Below are 19,544 nucleotides of genomic sequence, written 5' to 3'. Positions count from 1 at the left end.
GGGCGACGGACCGTCCTCCATTTCAAGACAACACCGCCCCTGGCACGCCACAGACCCTTGAAACCACCAGAGCGGCATAGTCGCGAGGTGTGTGTTTGCAGCCGGAGATCGGCCTTTACACTATGACTTCAGGTGTGACCTGATATTTCACAGGCAACAGTCTCTCAAGGTTGAGGTGCTTGGAAGCGTCAAGAATTTCGATGCCCACAATTCTATCTCCCTCACCAATGTCCAGCACAATGTCCTCTGAGAGACGCCTGTTTATTACTGTCTGCTTCTGGTCATCCAGACGGATGTAAAGCAGGTCTTTCTTGACATCATACAGAATCTGCATCTTGGCTCTCCCATGTTCCGTAAAATACGTAGGCCGTTACCAGAACGATGACATCTTTCTCCAGAGTATAAATCACTTCTACTCTCTTTTGCTCGTAAAACTTACCGTGCCGCTTCTGTTTGAAATCATAGACCTTAGCCTTTCCCAGACGGCCATGCCTTGCTGAAATCGGAGTTCCACTGTTGATCACGTCCTTGATCTCTTCTTCGTTCGTGCCGCGCTCCTCAGCGCGTTCGAGCGTGTGTGGATCAATCCGAATTTCCATTCCCGATTCCTCTTAAATCCCGTCTGCAACTATCGGCTATGGCATGAAACGCTGTAGCACGCCGCCACGCCCGAACCGACCCGCGAACTGAAGGCGACTTCCGACTACGCCAACCGACGATGCCAGAAAACCGCGCGTGCCGTTGTGGGGAGACGTTTGTTTTCGGACGCGCATATTTATGGGAAATACCTGTAGAGGTCCTTTCGGTGTAGAAACCGAACAAAGGTCACTATATCCCCTTCTATGACGAGACCGAGCCGATAGTCACCAACTCTTATACGGTAATACTTATTCCAATCTTTTAGTCGCTCGAGGTTGGGTATCTCTCCTAGACCCTGTGCCTGCTCGACGGCTTCAATGACGGCTTTGACACGATTGAGCAAATCCTTGTCCCTGATCTTGCGAAGGTCTTTGCTGAAACTCTCTCTGAACTGCGTGTTCACGAGTCAGCCTCAAGCACCTGGAATACTTCATCGCGGCTGACCGTTGGTGTTTGCTCACCCTCTTGGATCGCGTACCCTAAACCAATATCCAGTAATGCCTCGCTGAGTAAATCGGCCAGCCAATCTCGCCTTTCTTCGAAAACTTCCAAGATGGCTGTCTTGACCACGTCTTTTAGTTTGGCTTCGTCAACTGTTGTAGCATTCATGGTAATCTCCTTATCAGAATTCGTGTTTGGGTCACGGTGCTTGGCCTACCGCGCGTGTGCGCAACGCTGTAGCCCGCCGACCACGCCCAACACGCCACGCGAAATGGATTCACTGTCCAACTATGCCAACCAACTGCGCCAGAAAGCCGCGCACGGGGCGTGGTCCGCTCCTCTGTCAATCTTCAGCCTCATTTCGCTTGTGCCGTTGCACCACACCAACGTCTCAATGAAAAAAACACGTTTACGCTTGCCATTATATCAGAATATCTCCCGCACGTCAACGCTGCTGTTCACCAGCCGGCTTGCCTGAAACAGGCGAAGGGCAGTATAATCCCATCGAGAGCATCGAATAAATCTCACTGCTGAGAGCGCAGAGTTCGCAGAGGTGTTTATATAATCTCTCAGCGGTCTCGGCGGCCTCTGCGGTTTTGATAGGCGTTCTAAGAACGCAGGAACTGCGGCATTGCAGGTGGCAGATGAGCGACAAGATACGGATACTACTGGCCGATGATCACGTGGTGGTGCGTGAGGGGACCCGCGAGATACTGGAGCGCCACGATGACCTCGAGGTGGTGGGCGAGGCTGGAGATGGGCAGGAGGCAATTCAGTTAGCAGCGCAACTGCGCCCTGACGTGGCCCTCATAGACATCAGCATGCCCAATGTGAGCGGGATCGAGGCCACGCGGCGCATCAAGGAGCAGTGCCCCAACACAGCCGTGCTCGTCCTGACCGCCTACGACGACGACGCCTACGTCTTTGCCATCCTGGAAGCGGGGGCAGCCGGGTATCTCCTCAAGAACGCCCGAAGCCGGGAGGTGGTGGAGGCCGTGCGCGCCGTCCACGCCGGCGAGTCGGTGTTGCACCCCGCCATCGCGCGCAAGGTCCTGGGGCGGCTGGTGGGCGAGCCAACCAAGCCAGCGCCGGCGAAGCCACTGGACGCCCTGAGCGAACGAGAATTGGAGGTGTTGCAGTGGGCTGCTCGTGGCCTGAGCAACAAAGAGATCGCCCGCAAACTAGTGCTCAGCCCGCGCACCGTCCAGGCCCACATGGCCCACATCTTCAGCAAAATGCAGGTGGGTTCGCGCACCGAGGCCGTGCTCGAAGCCCTCAAGCGCGGTTGGATTCACTTAGAAAGCATCACATAGACGACGTCTGGGCACAAGAGAGTCCCTGCTCTCCTCACGAGAACAGGGACTCTGTAGTTATACAGAGGCATATCGAAGTCAGCGCGAGACGCAAATCAGGTCTTTGATCTTCTCAAAGGTCTTTTCGCCGATGCCACTCACCTCTTGGATGTCCTCGATGCGGGTGAAGGGACCATGGGTCTGGCGGTAAACGATGATGCGTTCCGCCAACGCGGGGCCAATGCCGGGCAGGGTTTCCAACTCCGCCGCCGTGGCACGGTTGATGTCCACGCACGGTTCCCCTGCCGGGCTGGGGTTTGAGGGCACAAGGGCAGAAAGACCGACCTCTCCTTTCACGGGCACGTATACATGCTGCTGATGTTGTACACCCAGCGCCAAATTGATTCGATCCAAGTCGGCGTTCTCCGTTGGCCCACCTGCAGCGGTGATGGCGTCCTTCACCGTACTCCCGCCCGGCAACCCATAGACATCGGGCTTGGCGACGGCCCCGGAGACGTAAACTCGCAGGGGTTGAGGTATGGCGGGAGTATTAGCGGCGGGCGGGGGCAAGATAGTGATCGGCGCTGGCGTAGGGCGGCGCAGGAGGATGACCACGATTCCCAAGACGATGAGGTAAACCAACGTCAAAAGCGCGATGAGCGTGATCCATTTCTGGTCTCGTTTCTGCCACTGGCTCATAGGTGGCTCCTCCTAGGCTACGCCGGCTCGACGTGCACCGACACCCCTCTTACTTCTTTCCACCTCTCCTTTATCTGCTGCTCGATAGCACTCGATACGCGATGCGCCTCTTCGATGGGCATCTCGGAGTTCACTGTGCAGTGCATAGACACGTAAAACTGGTCACCGCTGCGCCGCACAACCACGTTGTGGCAGTAACCCACGCCGGCATGACTCTGCGCTTCCGCGGTGATCTGACGCACGAGTTCGGTATCTGATGACAGCAATTCGCTGTCGTTCGTGTGCTCAAGTGCCCTGGGCTCAATGTGGACGATAGCCTCGGCTACGTTAGGGATACGGGCGTGGATTTCTTCTTCCAGATCGTTCGCTATCTGGTGCGCCTGGCCCAGTGACATACTCTCGCCCACTTCCAGGTGCAGAGTGATGTAGAACCGCCCCTCGATTTCATCGGCGTGTAGGGCGTGGATCGTCAAGCCGCGTTGGGCAGCGATACGGCGGATATGAGACAGGATGTCCGTTTCCTCGGTCCCGATTGCCGGTTGTGGCTCAACGTGCACGATCACATCACGCACGCCCTCCAACTCCGCGAGCAATCGCTGTTGCACCTCGTGGGCGATGGCATGGGCTTGTGCCGTGGGGGTATCCGGCTCGACGCGGATGTGTAGGTCCAGGTGCACATCATCTTCCTGCCCTCGGCTACGGATGTGGTGACAAGTGGTAACACCCTCCACGCTCAATGCGATTGCTTCCACCCGCTTTGTGTCCAATGCAGCCTGATCGGCCAGGATCTTCGTGCTATCGCGGATGATATCGAAACCGATCTTGGCAATGAGCAGGGCAATGCCCAACGCCATCAACACGTCCACGATGGGGTAGCCCAGCCGGATAACGACCAGCCCGGCAGCGACGGAGATAGATACAAAGATGTCGGCGCGGGTGTGTAACGCGTCAGCCACTAATAGTTCGCTCTTCAACTCTTTGCCCCGGCGATATTCGTATACGGTCACATAGGAATGGACGGCCACGCTGACGGCCAGAGCCACGAAACTCCAGATGTTGATATCAGGCGTAACGGGATTTTGAAACCGGTCCATTGCGCCACGCACTATCTCCACACAAGTGACGAAGAGCAAAATGACGATGACCACAGCGGCCATGGTTTCGAATTTGCGATGCCCGTAAGGGTGATCCTCGTCTGGCGGGCGGGCGGCGATATAGATGCCCACCAGCCCGATAACGTTGGAGGCAGAATCGAATAGCGAATCGAAGCCGTCGGCGATGAGGCTTAGACTGCCGGTCAAATAACCCACCACCAATTTGGCTCCCATTGCCACCATATTCAGTAGCATGGTATAGATGAGCACGTTTCGGACAGGAACGTAATTTTTCATTGAGCGTTCGAACATTACTTTATTACTCTATTCCTCTTCCTTCGCTTCTGCCGCTTTCTCTGCCGGGCCTTCGGAGAGCAGATGAGCAAAGACTTTGAGAAACTCGATCGGCACGGGGAAGATGATGGTTGAGTTCTTCTCCACTGCGATCTCGGTCAGCGTCTGCAAGTAGCGCAATTGAATGCTGGCCGGCTCCGTCGCGATGACATGTGCCGCCTGAGCCAATTGCTTCGAGGCCTGTAACTCACCTTCGGCATGGATAATCTTGGCTCGTTTCTCGCGTTCCGCTTCGGCCTGCCGGGCCATTGCCCGCTGCATAGTGGCTGGCAGTTCCACGTCCTTGACTTCTACCAGGGTGACCTTGATGCCCCAGGGTTCTGTCTGCTCGTCAATGATCTGTTGCAGTCGAAGGTTTATCTTGTCGCGGTGGGCCAATAATTCATCCAATTGCGACTGGCCAAGCACGCTGCGAAGGGTGGTCTGGGCAATCTGCCAAGTTGCCTGTCGGTAATTCTCCACCTGGGTGATAGCCATACTGGGGTCCATCACGCGGAAATAGAGCACCGCGCTGACTCTCACTGTTACATTGTCGCTGGTGATGACATCTTGCGCTGGGACATCCACAGTGACGACCCGCAAGTCTACTTTCACCATGCGGTCTATCAGAGGTATGATGAAGAAGAGCCCCGGCCCCTTGGCGCCCATAAGTCGCCCCAGACGGAAGATCACCCCCCGCTCGTATTCCTGCACCACTTTGATAGCCGACGAGAGGATGATCACTAGCAACACAACCAACCCGAACAAACTCGAAATCAAACTGATAAAGGTTTCCATAAAAGTATCCCTCCCTACAGAACGGTGTGAATTTGGACCGCAACCCGCTGCGACCCGATTATAGCGCACCAAATGGCAAATTGCAACCTAAACGAGGTTCTGTTCTCCACTCAACCAGTGTTGCCAGTCAATGTCGCACAGATGTGCAAAGGCAATTGCGTGCGCAAGGTGTTTGGAGTATACTATTTCCTGGGGGAATTGTGTCCCTGGTGAGAACGATGGAGATAGAAGAACTTCGGTCGCTGGCGGCAGAGTATTTGCCAGAATCGGAACTAAAGACGATCGAACGGGCTTACGCAGTGGCGGCTGAGGCTCATGCCAGACAAACCCGCGCCACAGGTGATCCCTATGTCTCGCACTCGGTGGCCGTAGCCTGTATCTTGGCTGAGAGCAAGATGGACACCGCTACCCTTGTGGCTGGGCTCTTGCATGATGTGCCCGAGGATACCGGCGTAACGTTGGAAGACATCCGGCGGGAGTTTGGCGATGAAGTGGCACACCTGGTGGATGGTCTGACAAAGTTGAAGCGCATCCGTCGGCTCAGCCGGGCCAGCCCAAAGGGCCAACAGGCAGAGCAAGCCGAGAATCTCCGCAAACTCATCCTTGCCAGTGTGGACGATGTCCGCGTGATATTGATCAAACTCGCCGATCGGTTGCACAACATGCGCACATTGAGCGCTCTGCCTGAAGACAAGCAGGTGCGCATCGCCCGCGAGACCTTGGAGACGTTTGCCCCCCTGGCCAACCGTCTGGGCATCTGGCAGTACAAGTGGCAACTGGAAGACCTAGCCTTGCGCTATCTGAACCCCGATGAATATTTCAAGATCGCCAGGCTGTTGGCCGAACGCCGAGAAGAGCGGGATCGCTACATCCAGCGAGTCGCCGACATCTTACACAAGCGACTAGAGGAAGAGGGCATCCGCGCGGAAATCATGGGTCGCACCAAGCACATCTACAGCATCTACCGGAAGATGATGGAAAAACAGCGCACCTTCGAGCAGATCTACGATGTGCGCGGCCTACGGGTCATCGTGGACGAAGTGCGTGATTGCTACACAGTGCTGGGCATCGTACACGCATTATGGCGACCCATCCCGGGTGAATTTGACGACTACATCGCTATGCCAAAGGATAACTTGTACCAATCCCTGCATACCGCCGTCATTGCGCTGGAAGGCAAGCCTCTGGAAATCCAAATACGCACCCATCAAATGCATTATTTGGCAGAATATGGTATCGCTGCTCACTGGCGGTACAAAGAGCGGCTGCCTCGTGATGCGGAATTTGAGGCCAAGATCGCCTGGCTGCGTCAGGTTACAGACTGGCGACAGGATGTGAGCAAAGCCGGGGAATTCGTGGATTCTCTGAAGAGCGATGTCCTCCCCGAGCGCGTCTACGTTTTCACCCCAAAAGGCGATATCATTGACCTGCCCCAGGGGGCCACACCTGTGGATTTCGCTTACCATGTTCACAGCGAGATTGGTGACCGCACCCGTGGGGCCAAGGTGAATGGCCGGCTGGTACCGCTGGACTACCAACTCAAATCCGGCGAACAAGTGGAAATCATCACCGCCAAGCGAGGCGGCCCGAGCCGTGACTGGCTTAACCCCAACTTGGGCTACATCCGCACCTCCCGGGCCAGGGAGAAAGTCCGCCAGTGGTTCCGCCGTCAAGAGCGGGCGGAAAGCATCGCCCAGGGCCGTGAGATCCTAGAGCGAGAGTTGCGACGCCTGGGCTTAGAGGACCGATCTTTCGAAGAGATCGCCCGTTTGTTCAAATACACCAAAGTGGATAATTTCCTGGCCGCCATCGGCTACGGTGATATCCATCCCCAACAACTGGCAAGCAAGATACTATCTCTCGTTGAAGAGAAACCCCTTGTCCTGCCCGATGAGGCAACACTCGCCCTCAAGACTGCCGGCGTTCAGGTTACAGGCGTAGGTGACCTGCTCACTCGCTTGGCACAGTGCTGCAATCCCGTGCCCGGCGATCCCATCGTGGGCTACATCACGCGGGGGAAAGGCATCACCATTCACCGCCACGATTGTCCCAACGTCAGAAGCCTCAGCGATTCGGAACGCTTGATCAGCGTCAGTTGGGGTCCAGCCCGCGAGGTGTATCCCGTGCGCGTGCGCATCGAGGCCTTCGATCGCAGCGGCCTCTTGCGCGACATCGCGGCGATTGTGACCGAAGAAGGCGTGAACATGAGCAGCGCGAATATCTCCACCCACAGTGATAACACGGCGACCATTGTTGCTACCCTGGAGATCGCGAACATCAAGCAACTCAGCAATATCCTGGCCAGAATAGATGGGATTCGGGATGTGTTTGAGGTACGGCGGGAAACGAACTAGCGCCCAGGCATCTGCTCTTATCGCCCAGAGAACAGGGCCTAGAGGTTGATAGCAAAAGGAGAACGTATTGGCCAAACTCATTGAGTGTGCCTTGAACTTCAGTGAAGGCCGACGCGAGGACATCATCGCCGCGATTGTTGCCGCCGCCCAGGGCGTCCGTGTGTTGGATGTAGCCCCGGATAAAGATCACAACCGCACCGTGCTCAGTTTCGTCGGCTCCCCCGAGGCAGTGGCTCAAGCCGCTTTCGATGTGGCAGCAAAGTGCATCGAACTGATTGATATGAACTGCCATCGGGGTGCACACCCGCGGATGGGCGCAGTGGACGTGATCCCATTCGTGCCGTTGGGCGAGGCGACCATGGCCGAGGCAGTGGCATTGGCCCGGCAGGTGGGAGCACGCCTGGGGGCAGAATTAGGGCTACCAGTATATCTCTACGAGGAGGCAGCGACCCGGCCTGAAAGGCGCAACTTAGCCGATGTGCGCGCCGGGGAATACGAGGGTCTGGCCTCTAAGATGACCGACCCGAATTGGGCTCCGGATTTCGGTCCACCAAAGCCGCACCCAACCGCTGGAGCCTGTGCAGTCGGAGCGCGCATCTACTTGGTGGCTTTCAACGTGAATTTGGGCACACCGGACTTGAACATCGCCAAGAAGATCGCCCGCGCCGTGCGAGCCAAAAACGGTGGCCTTGCTAATGTCAAGGCTATCGGCGTCTTGCTTGAGAACCGCAAGATCGCCCAGGTCTCGATGAACGTAGTGGACCCATTTGGCACGCCCCTCTACCGGGTCTTCGAGGCCGTGCGTGTCGAGGCGGCACGCTATGGGATCAGTATTGTGGGCAGCGAGATCGTCGGCTTGGTGCCTATGTCGGTGCTCCTGGAAACAGCACGCTACTACCTGCGGTTGGAGGGGTTCTCTGAGCGGCAGGTATTGGAAACTCGCCTTTGTGAGGGCTGATCGAACTTCAGTTACACTCCACAAAGGGTATCTCGAAAGGAGAACGCCAGGATGAGACGAAGCGAATCATACTGGAAATTGCTGCTTGGGGCCGCACTACTGTCATCAGTTATCATAGCTTGCAGTTCCACACCCACTCTCATCCCCACGGTCATACCGACCCCAACCGCCACATCTCTGTCGCCCACAAGCACGCCCTCTCCCACCATCACTGGCACTGCAACACCTATACCCTCTCCGACAAACAGTCCTTCGCCGACCCTCACCGTTACGCCAATCACTGTTGGCGACCGCCTACCCAAAGAGCCCGGCCAGCACTTCCGCATCACAGTAAATGAGCAGGATCTACAGCGAATGGTCCTGGAGGAGAAAAGCCCCGAGGTCGAGTATCAGGATGTGGTGATCAAGATACATTCCGACGGCATCGTCATCGAGACATACGCATATCTGATTATGGCCCAGATGCGAGTCCACGCGGAAGCGAAGGGCACAGTAGCGATTGAGAATGGACAACCACGCTTCGTTCTCACAAGCATAGCGCTTGAGGATAGTACAAGAATCTCACGGAATTTATCTCATCGGTCGTAATCAATACCTTCAAGAAAGCACTGTATCTGGTACTGGCAGAAACGGCACCCGATATCACCCTGGTACAGGTGGATCTATCGAAGATCGAACTCCAAGAAGGCTATATGGTGGTAGAGGGAGTGACAAAATGAGGCAAAAAACCATCTATCGCCGATCCACACTCCTAATAGTTCTTCTAATATCTTTGCTGGTGGCCTCCTGTACCTCGTTCCCGACCCTGAAACCCCGGCCTACCCCAACTCTTACACCCACACCAACACTGACCCCTGCTCCCACGCCGACAGGGGTCACGCCGTTCCGCGTGACCATCACTGACCAGCAACTGACCGATGCGCTGAGCAATGCTCTCTCCGGTGTGCAAGAGATAGCGATCAGCGAGTTGCAGGCCAGCATTCACAGCGATGGCATTACGATCAGGTCCAGCGTGGGGGCATTCAATCTGCGCTTCCACGTGATGTTGCAGGCGTCTGTGCGACTCGAGGGCGGTCGCCCGATGGTGGAGATAAAGAGGGTCGAATTCGAAGGTCTGCCCTCCTACCTCAATAGCGTAGTGACCGAACTGCTCAAGAACCTACTTAGTCCCTACCTGCAACAGATCCCTGAGCAGTTTGCCGAGGGCCAAATCACCTCCATCCAACTAATGGAAGGCCAAATGATAGTCGAGGGCTACAGGTAGTCGCATCGTCTGCAAACTGGAGAGGTCAGACGTTTACGTCTGGCCTCCCCAATTGCTTCTGGCTCATAGACCCAGCCGTTTTGCTAAGGCCGCTCGTACTACCTCGTGTTCGTTCCAAGGGTATTCCACGGTGCCAAAGCACATACTCCGCTCGTGGCCTTTGCCCGTTACAAGGACCAGGTCACCACGACGGGCCATGTTCACCGCAAAGGCAATGGCCTCCGCACGATCTGGCACACGGAAATAGCCCTCCCCTTCTGTTCTCCCTGCCGCCTCACAGCCAGCCGCTATCTGGCTGATAATGTCGCCCACGTCTTCGGTGCGCGGGTCTTCCGCAGTGAGAACGGTTATATCTGCCAGTCGGCCGGCGATTTCCCCCATCAACGGGCGCTTGGTTCGATCGCGCTGCCCTGCACATCCGAAGACAACGATCAGCCGCCCAGAGGTCAGTGGGCGTACTGTTTCCAGGGCACGCGCGAGGGCATTTGGCGTATGAGCGAAGTCCACAATGACCGTGAAGTCCTGGCCCATCTCTATGCGCTCCATTCGCCCTGTCACACCGTGCACCCTTTGCACACCCTCTGCAATGGCCTCGCCAGGCACCCCTAACGCGAATGCCGCGCTGGCAGAAGCCAGGATATTGTACACATTGAATCTGCCAAGAAGAGATGTTGTAATAGGCTGTTGCAAACCGGGCGCTATCAAGGTGAAGCGGCTCCCTAATGGCTCCAGGGTGATATCCCGGGCTGATACCTCTGCTTCCGCCTCTAAGCCGTAGATGATCTGCCTATCGGCAGGCATGGCCCGCAGATACTCGAAGGAGCCTTCGTCGTCAGCGTTCAGAACGGCCACCTTAGGTGTACCAGGCTTGCGATAAGACGTGGTCAGAGAGCGGAAAAGCAATCCCTTAGCGGCACGATATTCCTCGTAGGTACTGTGGTAGTCCAGGTGCTCATGTGTAATATTCGTCACTACTGCCACATCGAACTCGCAGCCGGTGACGCGGTGCTGGGCCAAGCCATGAGAAGTGGCTTCGATCACCACATATTCTGCATCAGCAGCGAGCATCGCTGCCAGGTAGCCCTGAATTTGTAATGCGTCGGGTGTGGTGGTGTGGAAGCCGGTGTCTATCTCCCTCCCACCGATGAGAGCGCTGACGGTGCTCACCAGGCCAACGCGATGCCCCGCTGCCTCCAACATCGCGCCTATCAGGCGCACGGTCGTCGTCTTGCCGTCGGTGCCAGTGACGCCCACTACACGCAACCGCTGCCCAGGGTGACCATACCATGCTGCGGCCAAAAGTGCTAAGACTAGCCGCGAGTCCGTCACCTGAACATAAGGTACTGGCAGAGCAATTTTCGCTGGCTCACGCTCTCCCACCACAGCCACTGCCCCACGCCTCACGGCATCGGGAATGAAATCGTGGCCATCCGCATTCTGTCCGGGGATAGCAACGAAGAGTTCACCCGGCTGTACTTGGCGTGAATCGTAGGCCAGTCCCATTACCCCTATGTCCATAGACCCTCGCGTGGCGAGAGTTGGGATGTTCACCAAAAGCCTGTCCAAGCGCATCGGATTAACTCACGGGCACAGTGTTACTGGCAGCTGAAGTAGCCCATCCATGCAGGTGGCTCAGAGGGCGGGTTAGAAAGCGCGAAACCAGTCCGTATTCCCTATGATGCCGCAAGCCAGCACAACAAAGATGATGAGCAAGAGAAACCCACACCCACACCCAAAACACGACAGCCCACGCCCGAACCCAAATCGCTTTTGCAGCCAATCGAAGACCTGATCCAGGAGAAAAAGTTCGAATAGCCCAGCGATGCAACCCTGACGCTCACGGCGTTCATACATTGTGTCATACTCCCTTCGATGTTATGTCTACAAATGAGTGACTGTGCACGATAGTCGTGTACACCAGTGGAGTGGGCAGAGCAATGATTTCTGTTACTATCTGCGCAAATGTCGAATAGCGAGACCGTTAGTATTTTAACACAAATTGACAGATCGAACCACTTCGGCTATTCTTCTACTAAGGAGAATAGGTGCGGTAGTGAAAAGACGATCACGAAACCATTCCAATGGTGGCGCTAAGTTCCTGGGTATCATTTTCCTGATCGCTGCTTCCAGCATCATCTGGGCCTCCTGGGGCACTGAGATCCGGCATTCACTAGACCTGTGGGAATCTCCTACACAAGAATCGCCGCCCCCGACATTGCATAATGGGACTGCGGTGGTAGAACCAATGGCCACTTTCACCTCGAGACCCACGGAGCCGCCAACTCCCACTACGACCGTTACCCCCACTGGCACTCCGACACCTACACCGGAACCTCAACCTACACCTGATGGTATATTCCGACAGGCGCGCATCCCCATCCTGATGTATCATTATATCTCCGTTCCTCCGCCAGACGCCGACGCCATCCGCCGTGACCTCTCCGTCTCACCAGAGCAATTCGAGGCACAGTTGCATTACCTACGAAACGAGGGCTATCAAACGATCACACTCCGTGACCTGATCCTTCATCTGACAACGGGGTATCCTCTGCCCACGAAGCCAATCGTTCTCACTTTTGACGATGGTTATCGAGATCATTACACCAACGCCTTTCCTTTGCTCCGCAAATACGGTTACGTGGGCACGTTCTTTGTCGTTACGCAGTTCTTGGATGAGGGCTATGAGGCCTATATGACCTGGGAGCAGGTGGTAGAAATGAGCGCGGCGGGGATGGACATCGAGGCTCACAGCCACAGCCACCGCGAGATGCACAACCAATCGCTCGATTTTGTGGTCTTCGAAGTGCTTCGGCCCAAAGAGGCTATCGAGGCCCGCTTGCATAAGCCAGTGCGCTTTTTCTGCTACCCCTCGGGTAAGAGCGACGAGCAAACTGTCCAGGTGTTGCACTCGGCGAACTATTGGGGCGCAGTAACAGTGGCCCAAGGGGCTCTGCACGATTCAGACCATCTCTTCCAACTAAAGCGCATTCGGGTGCGCGGGAGGTATACCGTCGAGGACTTGGATGAGTGGATTACTTTTTGGATGAACCAATAGATCATTGCAGACTACTTGGCTGTTCAAATGTCGCCGTTCTTGTACGAGCATTGATTTTGTAGCCAATACCGCTTGATATCCGCCCTTGCGTGCGCTACGACAAAGATCATGGGCACCATCATTGATTTTCACACTCACATCTTTCCGCCCGAACTCATCCGGGAACGTGACCGCTACCTCTTTCGCGATGACTGGTTCAGGTTACTGTACAGCAGTCCGCGAGCCCAGATGGTGACAGCGGAGGAATTAGTGGCCTCTATGGAAGAGGCGGGCATCCATGCGGCCGTGACCTTTGGCTTCCCCTTCGTGGATACGGGCTTGTGCCGGGTCGCCAACGATTACGTGTTGGAGGCCGTGGCCCGCTACCCCGGGCGGCTGTATGGCTTTGCGGTGGTCAACCCCTGTGCGCCAGAGTCTGTCCATGAAGTCGAGCGATGCGCCGCCGGACTGCGTGGGGTAGGTGAGCTGATGCCTGATGCCGGTGGCTACGCCCTCGATGACGAGGAGGTGATGGCTCCCCTTGCAGAGACCTGCCGGGCGCTCGGTTTACCCCTCCTCATACACACCAGCGAGCCGGTAGGCCACGTGTATGCAGGGAAGGGCAGCGTCCGGCCGGAGGCCGCGTATGCCTTCGCCAGGCGGTTCCCCGAAATCACTATCATCTACGCTCACTGGGGTGGGGGTCTGCCCTTTTATGAACTCATGCCCGAGGTGCGCAATACTCTACGCCACGTTTACTACGACACGGCGGCTTCTCTCTATCTCTACGATGATCGTATCTTCCGTCTCTTGGCTGAAGTGGTTGGCCCAAAAATCTTATTTGCGACCGACTACCCATTGATCGGGCAAAGGCGTTTCCTCCGTCATCTAAAGGAGGTCGGTCTGTCCGAAACAATGCTCATCAATATCTTGGGCGAGAATGCACGTCGTTTGTTAGGAGAGTAACTATGGAGCAAATACGCACATTCGTAGCGATTGAACTCAGTGATGATCTCTGCGCTGCTCTCAGACGGATGCAAGCCACACTCAAAGCGAACAAGGAGGCACAGATCGGCCGGTGGGTGGCTCCAGAGAGCATTCATCTCACGCTACAGTTTCTGGGCAATGTGGGCCTCAATCGCCTGGCTGAAATCCAGGCCGCTATCGAGCGTGGTTGCACAGGTCACACTCCTTTTGACATAGAATTGGGTGGCCTAGGTTGTTTTCCTAACACGCGCCAGCCCAACGTGGTCTGGGTAGGGCTCGCCGGCGATCTGGAGTCCCTGCAGTCGTTGCAACACGATGTGGAGCAACAATTGGCCGCGTTGGGCTTCAGGCCCGAAGACCGCCCTTTCAAACCCCACTTGACCCTGGCGCGGGTGCGGAAGGATGTGAGCAAGGCCGAGCGGGCTGCCTTAGGTGCGTTGGTGGAGAGGACACCTTGCACTGAGTCTGCGCGCATGACCGTACGCCAAGTGAGCCTAATGCGCAGTGACCTGCGGCCAACCGGTGCGGTCTACACACGCCTGTTCGCGGCAGAATTGCGGGAGATACGGTGAAAACGTTCGTCGCTGTAGTCGGCAGCGCAGTTTGCGGACCAGAACTGGCCTCCCTGGCCGAGGCTGTAGGGCGAGGGTTGGCGAAGAGGGGGGCAGTACTCGTTTGCGGTGGGCGCGGCGGCGTGATGGAGGCTGCTTGCCGAGGGGCCAAAAGCGCTGGGGGAACCACTGTGGGCATCCTACCCGGCGAGTCAGTGGATGAAGCCAATCCCTACGTGGACATCCCGATTCCCACCGGAATGGGCGAGGCTCGCAACGTCCTGGTGGTGCGCTCGGCCCAGGCGGTCATCGCCGTTGGCGGGGAGTATGGCACTCTCTCGGAGATCGCGCTGGCTCTCAAAATGGGCCGGCCAGTGATAGGTCTGGAAACCTGGGAGTTATCCAAGAAAGGGCAACGTGACGGGGGCATTCTCTACGTGAACACACCCACTGAGGCTGTAGAACTAGCACTCGCGCTGGCGGAAAGGTGAAAACACGCACGCGCTGGCAGGCTGGAGAGCGGCCTTCCCTCAATGAAGGGAGCAATTCCGAGGAGGACGACTAATGCACTTTCGAAATCGTCGCGAGGCTGGGCAGCAGTTGGCGAAAGCACTATCCTATCTGCGCGGCACGAAGGACACGGTGGTCCTTGGCATCCCACGAGGTGGTGTGGTAGTCGCTTATGAGGTCGCCACTGCACTGGATGTGCCGCTGGATGTGTATATCGCGCGCAAAATCGGTGCGCCTTATAACCCTGAACTAGCCATTGGAGCGGTGACCAGCGATGGTACTGTCTGGATAGACGAGATGCTGGCCCAGCACGTAGGGGCTGACCGAGATTACATCGACGCAGAGGTCAAGCGACAGAGGGATGAAATCGAGCGGCGGATGAACGTCTATCATCCAGAGGGGGAGATAGTGCCGCTGGAAAATCAGCGCGTAGTACTAGTGGATGATGGCATAGCCACCGGGGCGACGGTTTTAGTCAGTCTGCGCGCTCTGAGAAAGCGAGAGCCAAAAGAACTGATCTTGGCCGTCCCTGTAGGCCCGGTAGAGACCATCGCCATGCTAGAGAATGAGTGCGACCGCGTGGTCTGCCTTCACGCGGCAACCCTGTTCTGGGCGGTGGGTGCTTTCTACGACGATTTCGATCAGACATCAGACCGCGAGGTGGTGCAACTGCTGGAATCGGCGCGGAAGAGGCAGAAACCATGCGGCGAGTCAGCGCCCTCCTGAGGATGCTGACTTGGATTGTTTGCTCGCTTCACCCTCTAGGGCGGGCCCTTGCTGGACGCGCTCGACTAACTCCAGTCCCTTCGCTATCAACCACGGCAGACCGCAGGCCAAGACCAGAAGCGCCACCACACCCACCACTTGGGCGTAGAATTGCTCCGGCCCACCGGGTTGGTAGCCGACCGCAGTTAAGAAGCCAGAAACGCCTTGTCCGGGGACGCCCAAATACTCGGTCACGCCGACCCCGTTCCAACCCGCACCCCATCGCCCATCCGCCAATATGCCTACGGCCAACATCCCGATCACGCCCGGAATCCCGTGTGTAGCAATAGAAGCCGTGCGATCATCCCAGCGCAAGATTCGCTCGACGAGATAGACCGCCGGGGGCACAAGCAATCCTGCAATTACTCCTAAAACCAGTGCCACCCAGCCGGGCATCAATCCGCATCCACCACTGGCTGCCACCAGTCCAGCCACCATACCACGCGCTGTCATAAGCGCGTTCGCCTGTTTGGCAACAAACCAGGCGTAACTCGCCGAAGCAAGCGCTCCACCCGCCGCTGCCAAGATCAGATTATTGACAATAATGCTGGCAGACAGTGTGGGTAGCGACCACGGAGTACTCAAAGAGAGCGCCATAAAGCCTATCAGCGAGCAAAGCGCGCCGAGGATCATGAATAATGGGAAATGGACGGGCGGCATCCGGGCTGGTCTGAGCAGCGATTCTCTCCTCGGCACCCACAAGCCAAGTGCCATGGTAGACAAGAGTGCGCCCAACAAATGAATGCCCCCTGCTCCAGCCATGTCCACTGTTCCATGACCTAAGCTGAGGTTGCGTCCCAGGTTTGCCAACCAGCCACCACCCCAGATCCAATTGCCGAAAAGCGGGTAGATTAGCCCTGCCGTCAGGAGCACTGCCAGAGCACTTTGCCAGCGCCTGAGTCGCCCTGCCACCGCCAGCAACGGGATGAGGGACGCGGAGACGACCCACGGCAGGTGTGAGAAGAATAGCCCATAAGCACCCGGAGTGTCACTCTGGCCCAGCAGCAAGAACCCGCGCAAGCCAATCATACCCCAGCCTAGCCCCCATTCCACGTCCAAGGGCGACCATTCGGCCGTAAGACGTTCCAAGCCCGGCTCACTGGAAATCAAACCCACGCCGCCGAACTGAAGGGCAAATCCCCAAATCAAGTAAATCACCGCTGCCATCCCCAACGCCACGAAACCTGTAGTAGCCACCTCTTCGGCTTGCTCTGGTGCACAGGCTCCGATAGCAAGCAATATCAGTCCTATTGGGGCCAGCCAGGCTAACACATTTGCGATATTGAAATCGAATCCGCCGGGCACTAGGCCTGTGGAGTCTTCGGCCAGTGCCACCTGGGCTAAGCCCGTTAAACAAAGCCCTGCGATGAGTGTTGCCGCTATGACTTTGCGCGTCATTATCCTCCTCCGGTGTGGATATCCATAAACGAGCCCCATCATACCCTATTATCTCTACGGCGTCAACGTCTTTGACAGAACCGAGAACGTGCCTATAATCGCAAGATAGTTCCTGTTTAATATTGGAAGGGAAAAATGGCTGTTAAGAATATATTGGTGGTCGAAAACCCCATCCTACGAAAAAAATCTAAGAAAGTGCGCCAATTTGATGGGGCGCTACAGAAGTTAGCGGACGATATGCTGGAAACGATGCGCGCAGCCAATGGTCTCGGCCTGGCTGCACCTCAAATCGGCGTTTTACAGCGGTTGATCGTCATCGAAATGCCGCCTGAGAACGAAGAGGTGAACGAGGGTGAACTCGCAGCTCAACCCAGAAAGCCCGGTAAGATTTACGTCGTCTGCAATCCCGAGATAACCCACGCCTCTGGAGAAGAGGAAATGGAAGAGGGATGTCTCTCGGTGCCTGGCTACGTAGGCAGCGTAGCACGGGCGAGCCGGGTCACGGTAAGGGGACAAAACCTGAAAGGCAAGGGCGTGCGCATCGAAGCCGATGGTCTCCTTGCCCGCGCCTTCCAGCATGAGATTGACCATCTGGATGGCATCCTGTTTTTGGATCGTGTGGCGAGTCCCGACAAACTGCGCCGTGTGGAAGCCGCAAGGCAAGGCCCCCCTGCTCCCAGTGCGACAACGGAAACAAAGGAACGGCTGTAGGTATAGCGGGATGCGAACTCAAAGCGGAGGTGGTGTAGGACGAAGTCCAGGTTAAGTGGCAGGGATTATCATGAGCACGCCAGCGCCAAATCGTTGACAGGGGCTATATGTCATGGTATAATGTAGGTGATATACACTCCTGCGTTGACACCCGGCTCTAATAAGACGAGGATTATCCTGAAGAGAGGGGGTGGTCGACTCACATCCACAAATCGTGTGCCCTCCAAGACATTCCTGTACGGTATGACCGCGCCCGCCAGACAGCGGCGGGGTCCTTGGATGGCATGTGGGAGGCCCAGGTGTGGGCTTCTGCTTTTCTGGGCGATTTCACTGCCCAACCTTTAATCTGACCCCAAAAGGAGGAGTGAAAGGATGCTTACCAAGCATAATTTGTGGAAAATCGTAATGCTTCTCATCATTGTTGCCACTGCCTGCGCCCCGGCGGCAACACCAACTGCTGCGCCAGCGCCTGTGAAAGAGGTCACTCGGGTAGTAGAGGTCACCCGTGAGGTCCCGGTGGAGAGGAAAATCAAAGCAGGGTTCATCTATGTCGGCCCCATTGGTGACTATGGCTGGACACACGCTCACGAGCAAGGTCGCCTTTACGTGGAAGATAAATTCCCCTGGCTGGAAACGGTCTACGCTGAAGCCGTGCCCGAAGCAGATGTGGAGCGGTTCTTGGATCGCTTCATTGTCGAGGAGAAATGCGACGTGGTCTTCACGACCAGTTTCGGGTTCATGGACGGCACCGTCGCAGCGGCTCAGAAATATCCGGACAAGATCTTCTTCCACTGTTCCGGTTTCAAGCGGGCACCCAACCTGGGCACCTACATGGCTGACTTCTATCAGTTGTACTACCTGAACGGCCTGATGGCTGGCGCTCTGACCAAGAGCGGCAAAATCGGCTATGTGGCGGCCCACCCGATCCCCGAGGTGGTACGACACATCAATGCCTTCACCCTGGGCGTCCGCGAGGTGAACCCGAATGCCACCGTAGATGTGCGCTGGCTGTTCGCCTGGTATGACCCGGCCAAAGCCCGAGAGGCAGCCGAGGCCCTGATCGCCGCTGGCGCTGATGTACTTGCCTTCACCGAGGACTCGCCGACAGTGCTTCAGGTGGGTCAGGAATATACGCAGAAGGGTCAGCCGGTGTACACCTTCAGCCACTACAGCCCCATGGAGAAGTTTGGCCCAGACTCTTGCGTGAGCGGCCAGTTGGTGGACTGGGGCATTATCTACGAAGACATCCTGGCCAAAGTGTACCTCGGTATCTACACCAACAAGAACCTGGAAAACGTAGATTACTGGTGGCTCATACGCGAAGGAGCAGCCAAACTAGGAGGCGCGTTCGAACATGCCATCAATCCCAAATTCGTGGATGCGCTAAAGGCCGTGAAGGTCACAGAACCCCTGCTCGGTGAGTTAAGTGTGTACGACTTGGTGATGAAGCGCATCGAGCAGATGAAAGATCCGGCGATGCTGTTCGATCCATTCACCGGTCCGATCAAGGATCAGGACGGGGTGGAGCGAGTCAAGGCCGGTCAGCGGCTTTCCCTGGGCGAGTTAACTACAATCGATTGGTTTGTGGAGGGTAATGTCGGCACCATTCCACGCTAGCCGAGGGTAGCCAACGACAGATAATTAGGAACTAGGAAGCAGGGGGCACTGGCCAAGTGTCCCCTGCTCCATATCTGATAGCCAAGAAGGAGATTTTGG

22 protein-coding genes are annotated in these 19,544 nt (G+C 56.5%); 12 read left to right on the top strand and 10 right to left on the bottom strand.

Going from position 1 to position 19,544, the window contains the following annotated elements:
• Window positions 1-115: 115 nt before the first annotated feature.
• The 4 genes from H5T64_01930 to H5T64_01915 form a co-directional block, all read right to left on the bottom strand.
• Entirely contained in the window at window positions 116-334 is a 219-nt protein-coding gene (locus H5T64_01930; protein ID MBC7263098.1) for a DUF2283 domain-containing protein, read from the bottom strand.
• Window positions 318-599: a DUF4258 domain-containing protein gene (locus H5T64_01925; GenBank protein MBC7263097.1), complete on the bottom strand. Its 282-nt coding sequence runs from the start codon at window positions 597-599 to the stop codon at window positions 318-320. Before H5T64_01925 ends, H5T64_01930 begins: the two co-directional genes overlap by 17 nt.
• A gap of 176 nt (window positions 600-775) precedes the next feature.
• The gene (locus H5T64_01920) at window positions 776-1,042 is read right to left on the bottom strand and encodes a type II toxin-antitoxin system mRNA interferase toxin, RelE/StbE family (GenBank protein MBC7263096.1); all 267 of its coding nucleotides are present in this window, start codon (window positions 1,040-1,042) and stop codon (window positions 776-778) included.
• Window positions 1,039-1,248, bottom strand: a complete 210-nt coding sequence (locus tag H5T64_01915) for a hypothetical protein (protein MBC7263095.1) — start codon at window positions 1,246-1,248, stop codon at window positions 1,039-1,041. Before H5T64_01915 ends, H5T64_01920 begins: the two co-directional genes overlap by 4 nt.
• Window positions 1,249-1,724: 476 nt before the next feature.
• Here H5T64_01915 and H5T64_01910 point away from each other — a divergent pair, with 476 nt between their 5' ends.
• Complete coding sequence (locus tag H5T64_01910; GenBank protein ID MBC7263094.1) at window positions 1,725-2,393, top strand: response regulator transcription factor; 669 nt, start codon at window positions 1,725-1,727, stop codon at window positions 2,391-2,393.
• Between the two features lie 78 nt (window positions 2,394-2,471).
• Here H5T64_01910 and H5T64_01905 read toward each other — a convergent pair whose 3' ends face one another.
• The 3 genes from H5T64_01905 to H5T64_01895 are packed head-to-tail and all read right to left on the bottom strand — an operon-like array spanning window position 2,472 to window position 5,296.
• Window positions 2,472-3,071: a helix-hairpin-helix domain-containing protein gene (locus tag H5T64_01905; protein ID MBC7263093.1), complete on the bottom strand. Its 600-nt coding sequence runs from the start codon at window positions 3,069-3,071 to the stop codon at window positions 2,472-2,474.
• Window positions 3,072-3,088: 17 nt separating this feature from the next.
• On the bottom strand, window positions 3,089-4,462 hold the full coding sequence (locus tag H5T64_01900) for a cation-efflux pump (protein ID MBC7263092.1): 1,374 nt from the start codon (window positions 4,460-4,462) through the stop codon (window positions 3,089-3,091).
• Window positions 4,463-4,489: 27 nt separating this feature from the next.
• Window positions 4,490-5,296, bottom strand: coding sequence for a slipin family protein (locus tag H5T64_01895; GenBank protein MBC7263091.1), 807 nt, complete (start codon window positions 5,294-5,296; stop codon window positions 4,490-4,492).
• 218 nt (window positions 5,297-5,514) lie between these two features.
• Between H5T64_01895 and H5T64_01890 the strand changes: the two genes are divergently transcribed.
• The 4 genes from H5T64_01890 to H5T64_01875 all read left to right on the top strand — a co-directional run bounded on the left by H5T64_01890 (window position 5,515) and on the right by H5T64_01875 (window position 9,872).
• The gene (locus tag H5T64_01890; protein ID MBC7263090.1) at window positions 5,515-7,650 is read left to right on the top strand and encodes a bifunctional (p)ppGpp synthetase/guanosine-3',5'-bis(diphosphate) 3'-pyrophosphohydrolase; all 2,136 of its coding nucleotides are present in this window, start codon (window positions 5,515-5,517) and stop codon (window positions 7,648-7,650) included.
• Window positions 7,651-7,717: 67 nt separating this feature from the next.
• A complete protein-coding gene (gene ftcD, locus H5T64_01885; protein MBC7263089.1) occupies window positions 7,718-8,608 on the top strand; it encodes a glutamate formimidoyltransferase in 891 nt (296 codons plus the stop codon).
• Between the two features lie 51 nt (window positions 8,609-8,659).
• Window positions 8,660-9,196, top strand: a complete 537-nt coding sequence (locus tag H5T64_01880) for a hypothetical protein (protein ID MBC7263088.1) — start codon at window positions 8,660-8,662, stop codon at window positions 9,194-9,196.
• A gap of 127 nt (window positions 9,197-9,323) precedes the next feature.
• Entirely contained in the window at window positions 9,324-9,872 is a 549-nt protein-coding gene (locus H5T64_01875; protein MBC7263087.1) for a hypothetical protein, read from the top strand.
• Window positions 9,873-9,935: 63 nt separating this feature from the next.
• Here the strand turns inward: H5T64_01875 and H5T64_01870 are convergent, their stop codons facing one another.
• A complete protein-coding gene (locus H5T64_01870; protein ID MBC7263086.1) occupies window positions 9,936-11,444 on the bottom strand; it encodes a UDP-N-acetylmuramoyl-L-alanyl-D-glutamate--2,6-diaminopimelate ligase in 1,509 nt (502 codons plus the stop codon).
• 72 nt (window positions 11,445-11,516) lie between these two features.
• Entirely contained in the window at window positions 11,517-11,726 is a 210-nt protein-coding gene (locus H5T64_01865; protein MBC7263085.1) for a hypothetical protein, read from the bottom strand.
• Between the two features lie 199 nt (window positions 11,727-11,925).
• On the opposite strand from H5T64_01865, the gene H5T64_01860 reads away from it, so the two are divergent.
• The 5 genes from H5T64_01860 (at window position 11,926) to H5T64_01840 (ending at window position 15,680) form a co-directional block, all read left to right on the top strand.
• The gene (locus tag H5T64_01860) at window positions 11,926-12,927 is read left to right on the top strand and encodes a polysaccharide deacetylase family protein (protein MBC7263084.1); all 1,002 of its coding nucleotides are present in this window, start codon (window positions 11,926-11,928) and stop codon (window positions 12,925-12,927) included.
• A gap of 108 nt (window positions 12,928-13,035) precedes the next feature.
• Window positions 13,036-13,872, top strand: a complete 837-nt coding sequence (locus H5T64_01855; protein ID MBC7263083.1) for an amidohydrolase — start codon at window positions 13,036-13,038, stop codon at window positions 13,870-13,872.
• Window positions 13,873-13,874: 2 nt separating this feature from the next.
• Entirely contained in the window at window positions 13,875-14,465 is a 591-nt protein-coding gene (gene thpR, locus H5T64_01850; protein ID MBC7263082.1) for an RNA 2',3'-cyclic phosphodiesterase, read from the top strand.
• Window positions 14,462-14,935 (top strand): TIGR00725 family protein, encoded by a 474-nt coding sequence (locus H5T64_01845; protein ID MBC7263081.1) that lies wholly within the window; start codon window positions 14,462-14,464, stop codon window positions 14,933-14,935. The genes thpR and H5T64_01845 overlap by 4 nt, the downstream gene beginning before the upstream one ends.
• 73 nt (window positions 14,936-15,008) lie before the next feature.
• The gene (locus H5T64_01840; protein ID MBC7263080.1) at window positions 15,009-15,680 is read left to right on the top strand and encodes a phosphoribosyltransferase; all 672 of its coding nucleotides are present in this window, start codon (window positions 15,009-15,011) and stop codon (window positions 15,678-15,680) included.
• Here H5T64_01840 and H5T64_01835 read toward each other — a convergent pair.
• Window positions 15,666-17,117 carry a hypothetical protein gene (locus tag H5T64_01835; GenBank protein ID MBC7263079.1) on the bottom strand — a complete coding sequence of 484 codons (1,452 nt, stop codon included), beginning with the start codon at window positions 17,115-17,117 and terminating at the stop codon, window positions 15,666-15,668. The genes H5T64_01840 and H5T64_01835 overlap by 15 nt on opposite strands.
• 135 nt (window positions 17,118-17,252) lie before the next feature.
• On the opposite strand from H5T64_01835, the gene def reads away from it, so the two are divergent.
• Both def and H5T64_01825 read left to right on the top strand, forming a co-directional pair.
• Entirely contained in the window at window positions 17,253-17,828 is a 576-nt protein-coding gene (gene def / locus H5T64_01830; GenBank protein MBC7263078.1) for a peptide deformylase, read from the top strand.
• Window positions 17,829-18,233: 405 nt separating this feature from the next.
• On the top strand, window positions 18,234-19,445 hold the full coding sequence (locus tag H5T64_01825) for a BMP family ABC transporter substrate-binding protein (GenBank protein ID MBC7263077.1): 1,212 nt from the start codon (window positions 18,234-18,236) through the stop codon (window positions 19,443-19,445).
• The last annotated feature ends 99 nt before the right edge of the window (window positions 19,446-19,544 follow it).

This window comes from Chloroflexota bacterium (assembly GCA_014360825.1).
GTDB lineage: Bacteria > Chloroflexota > Anaerolineae > UBA2200 > JACIWT01 > JACIWT01.
This window is presented reverse-complemented; position numbering and strand designations above follow the sequence as displayed.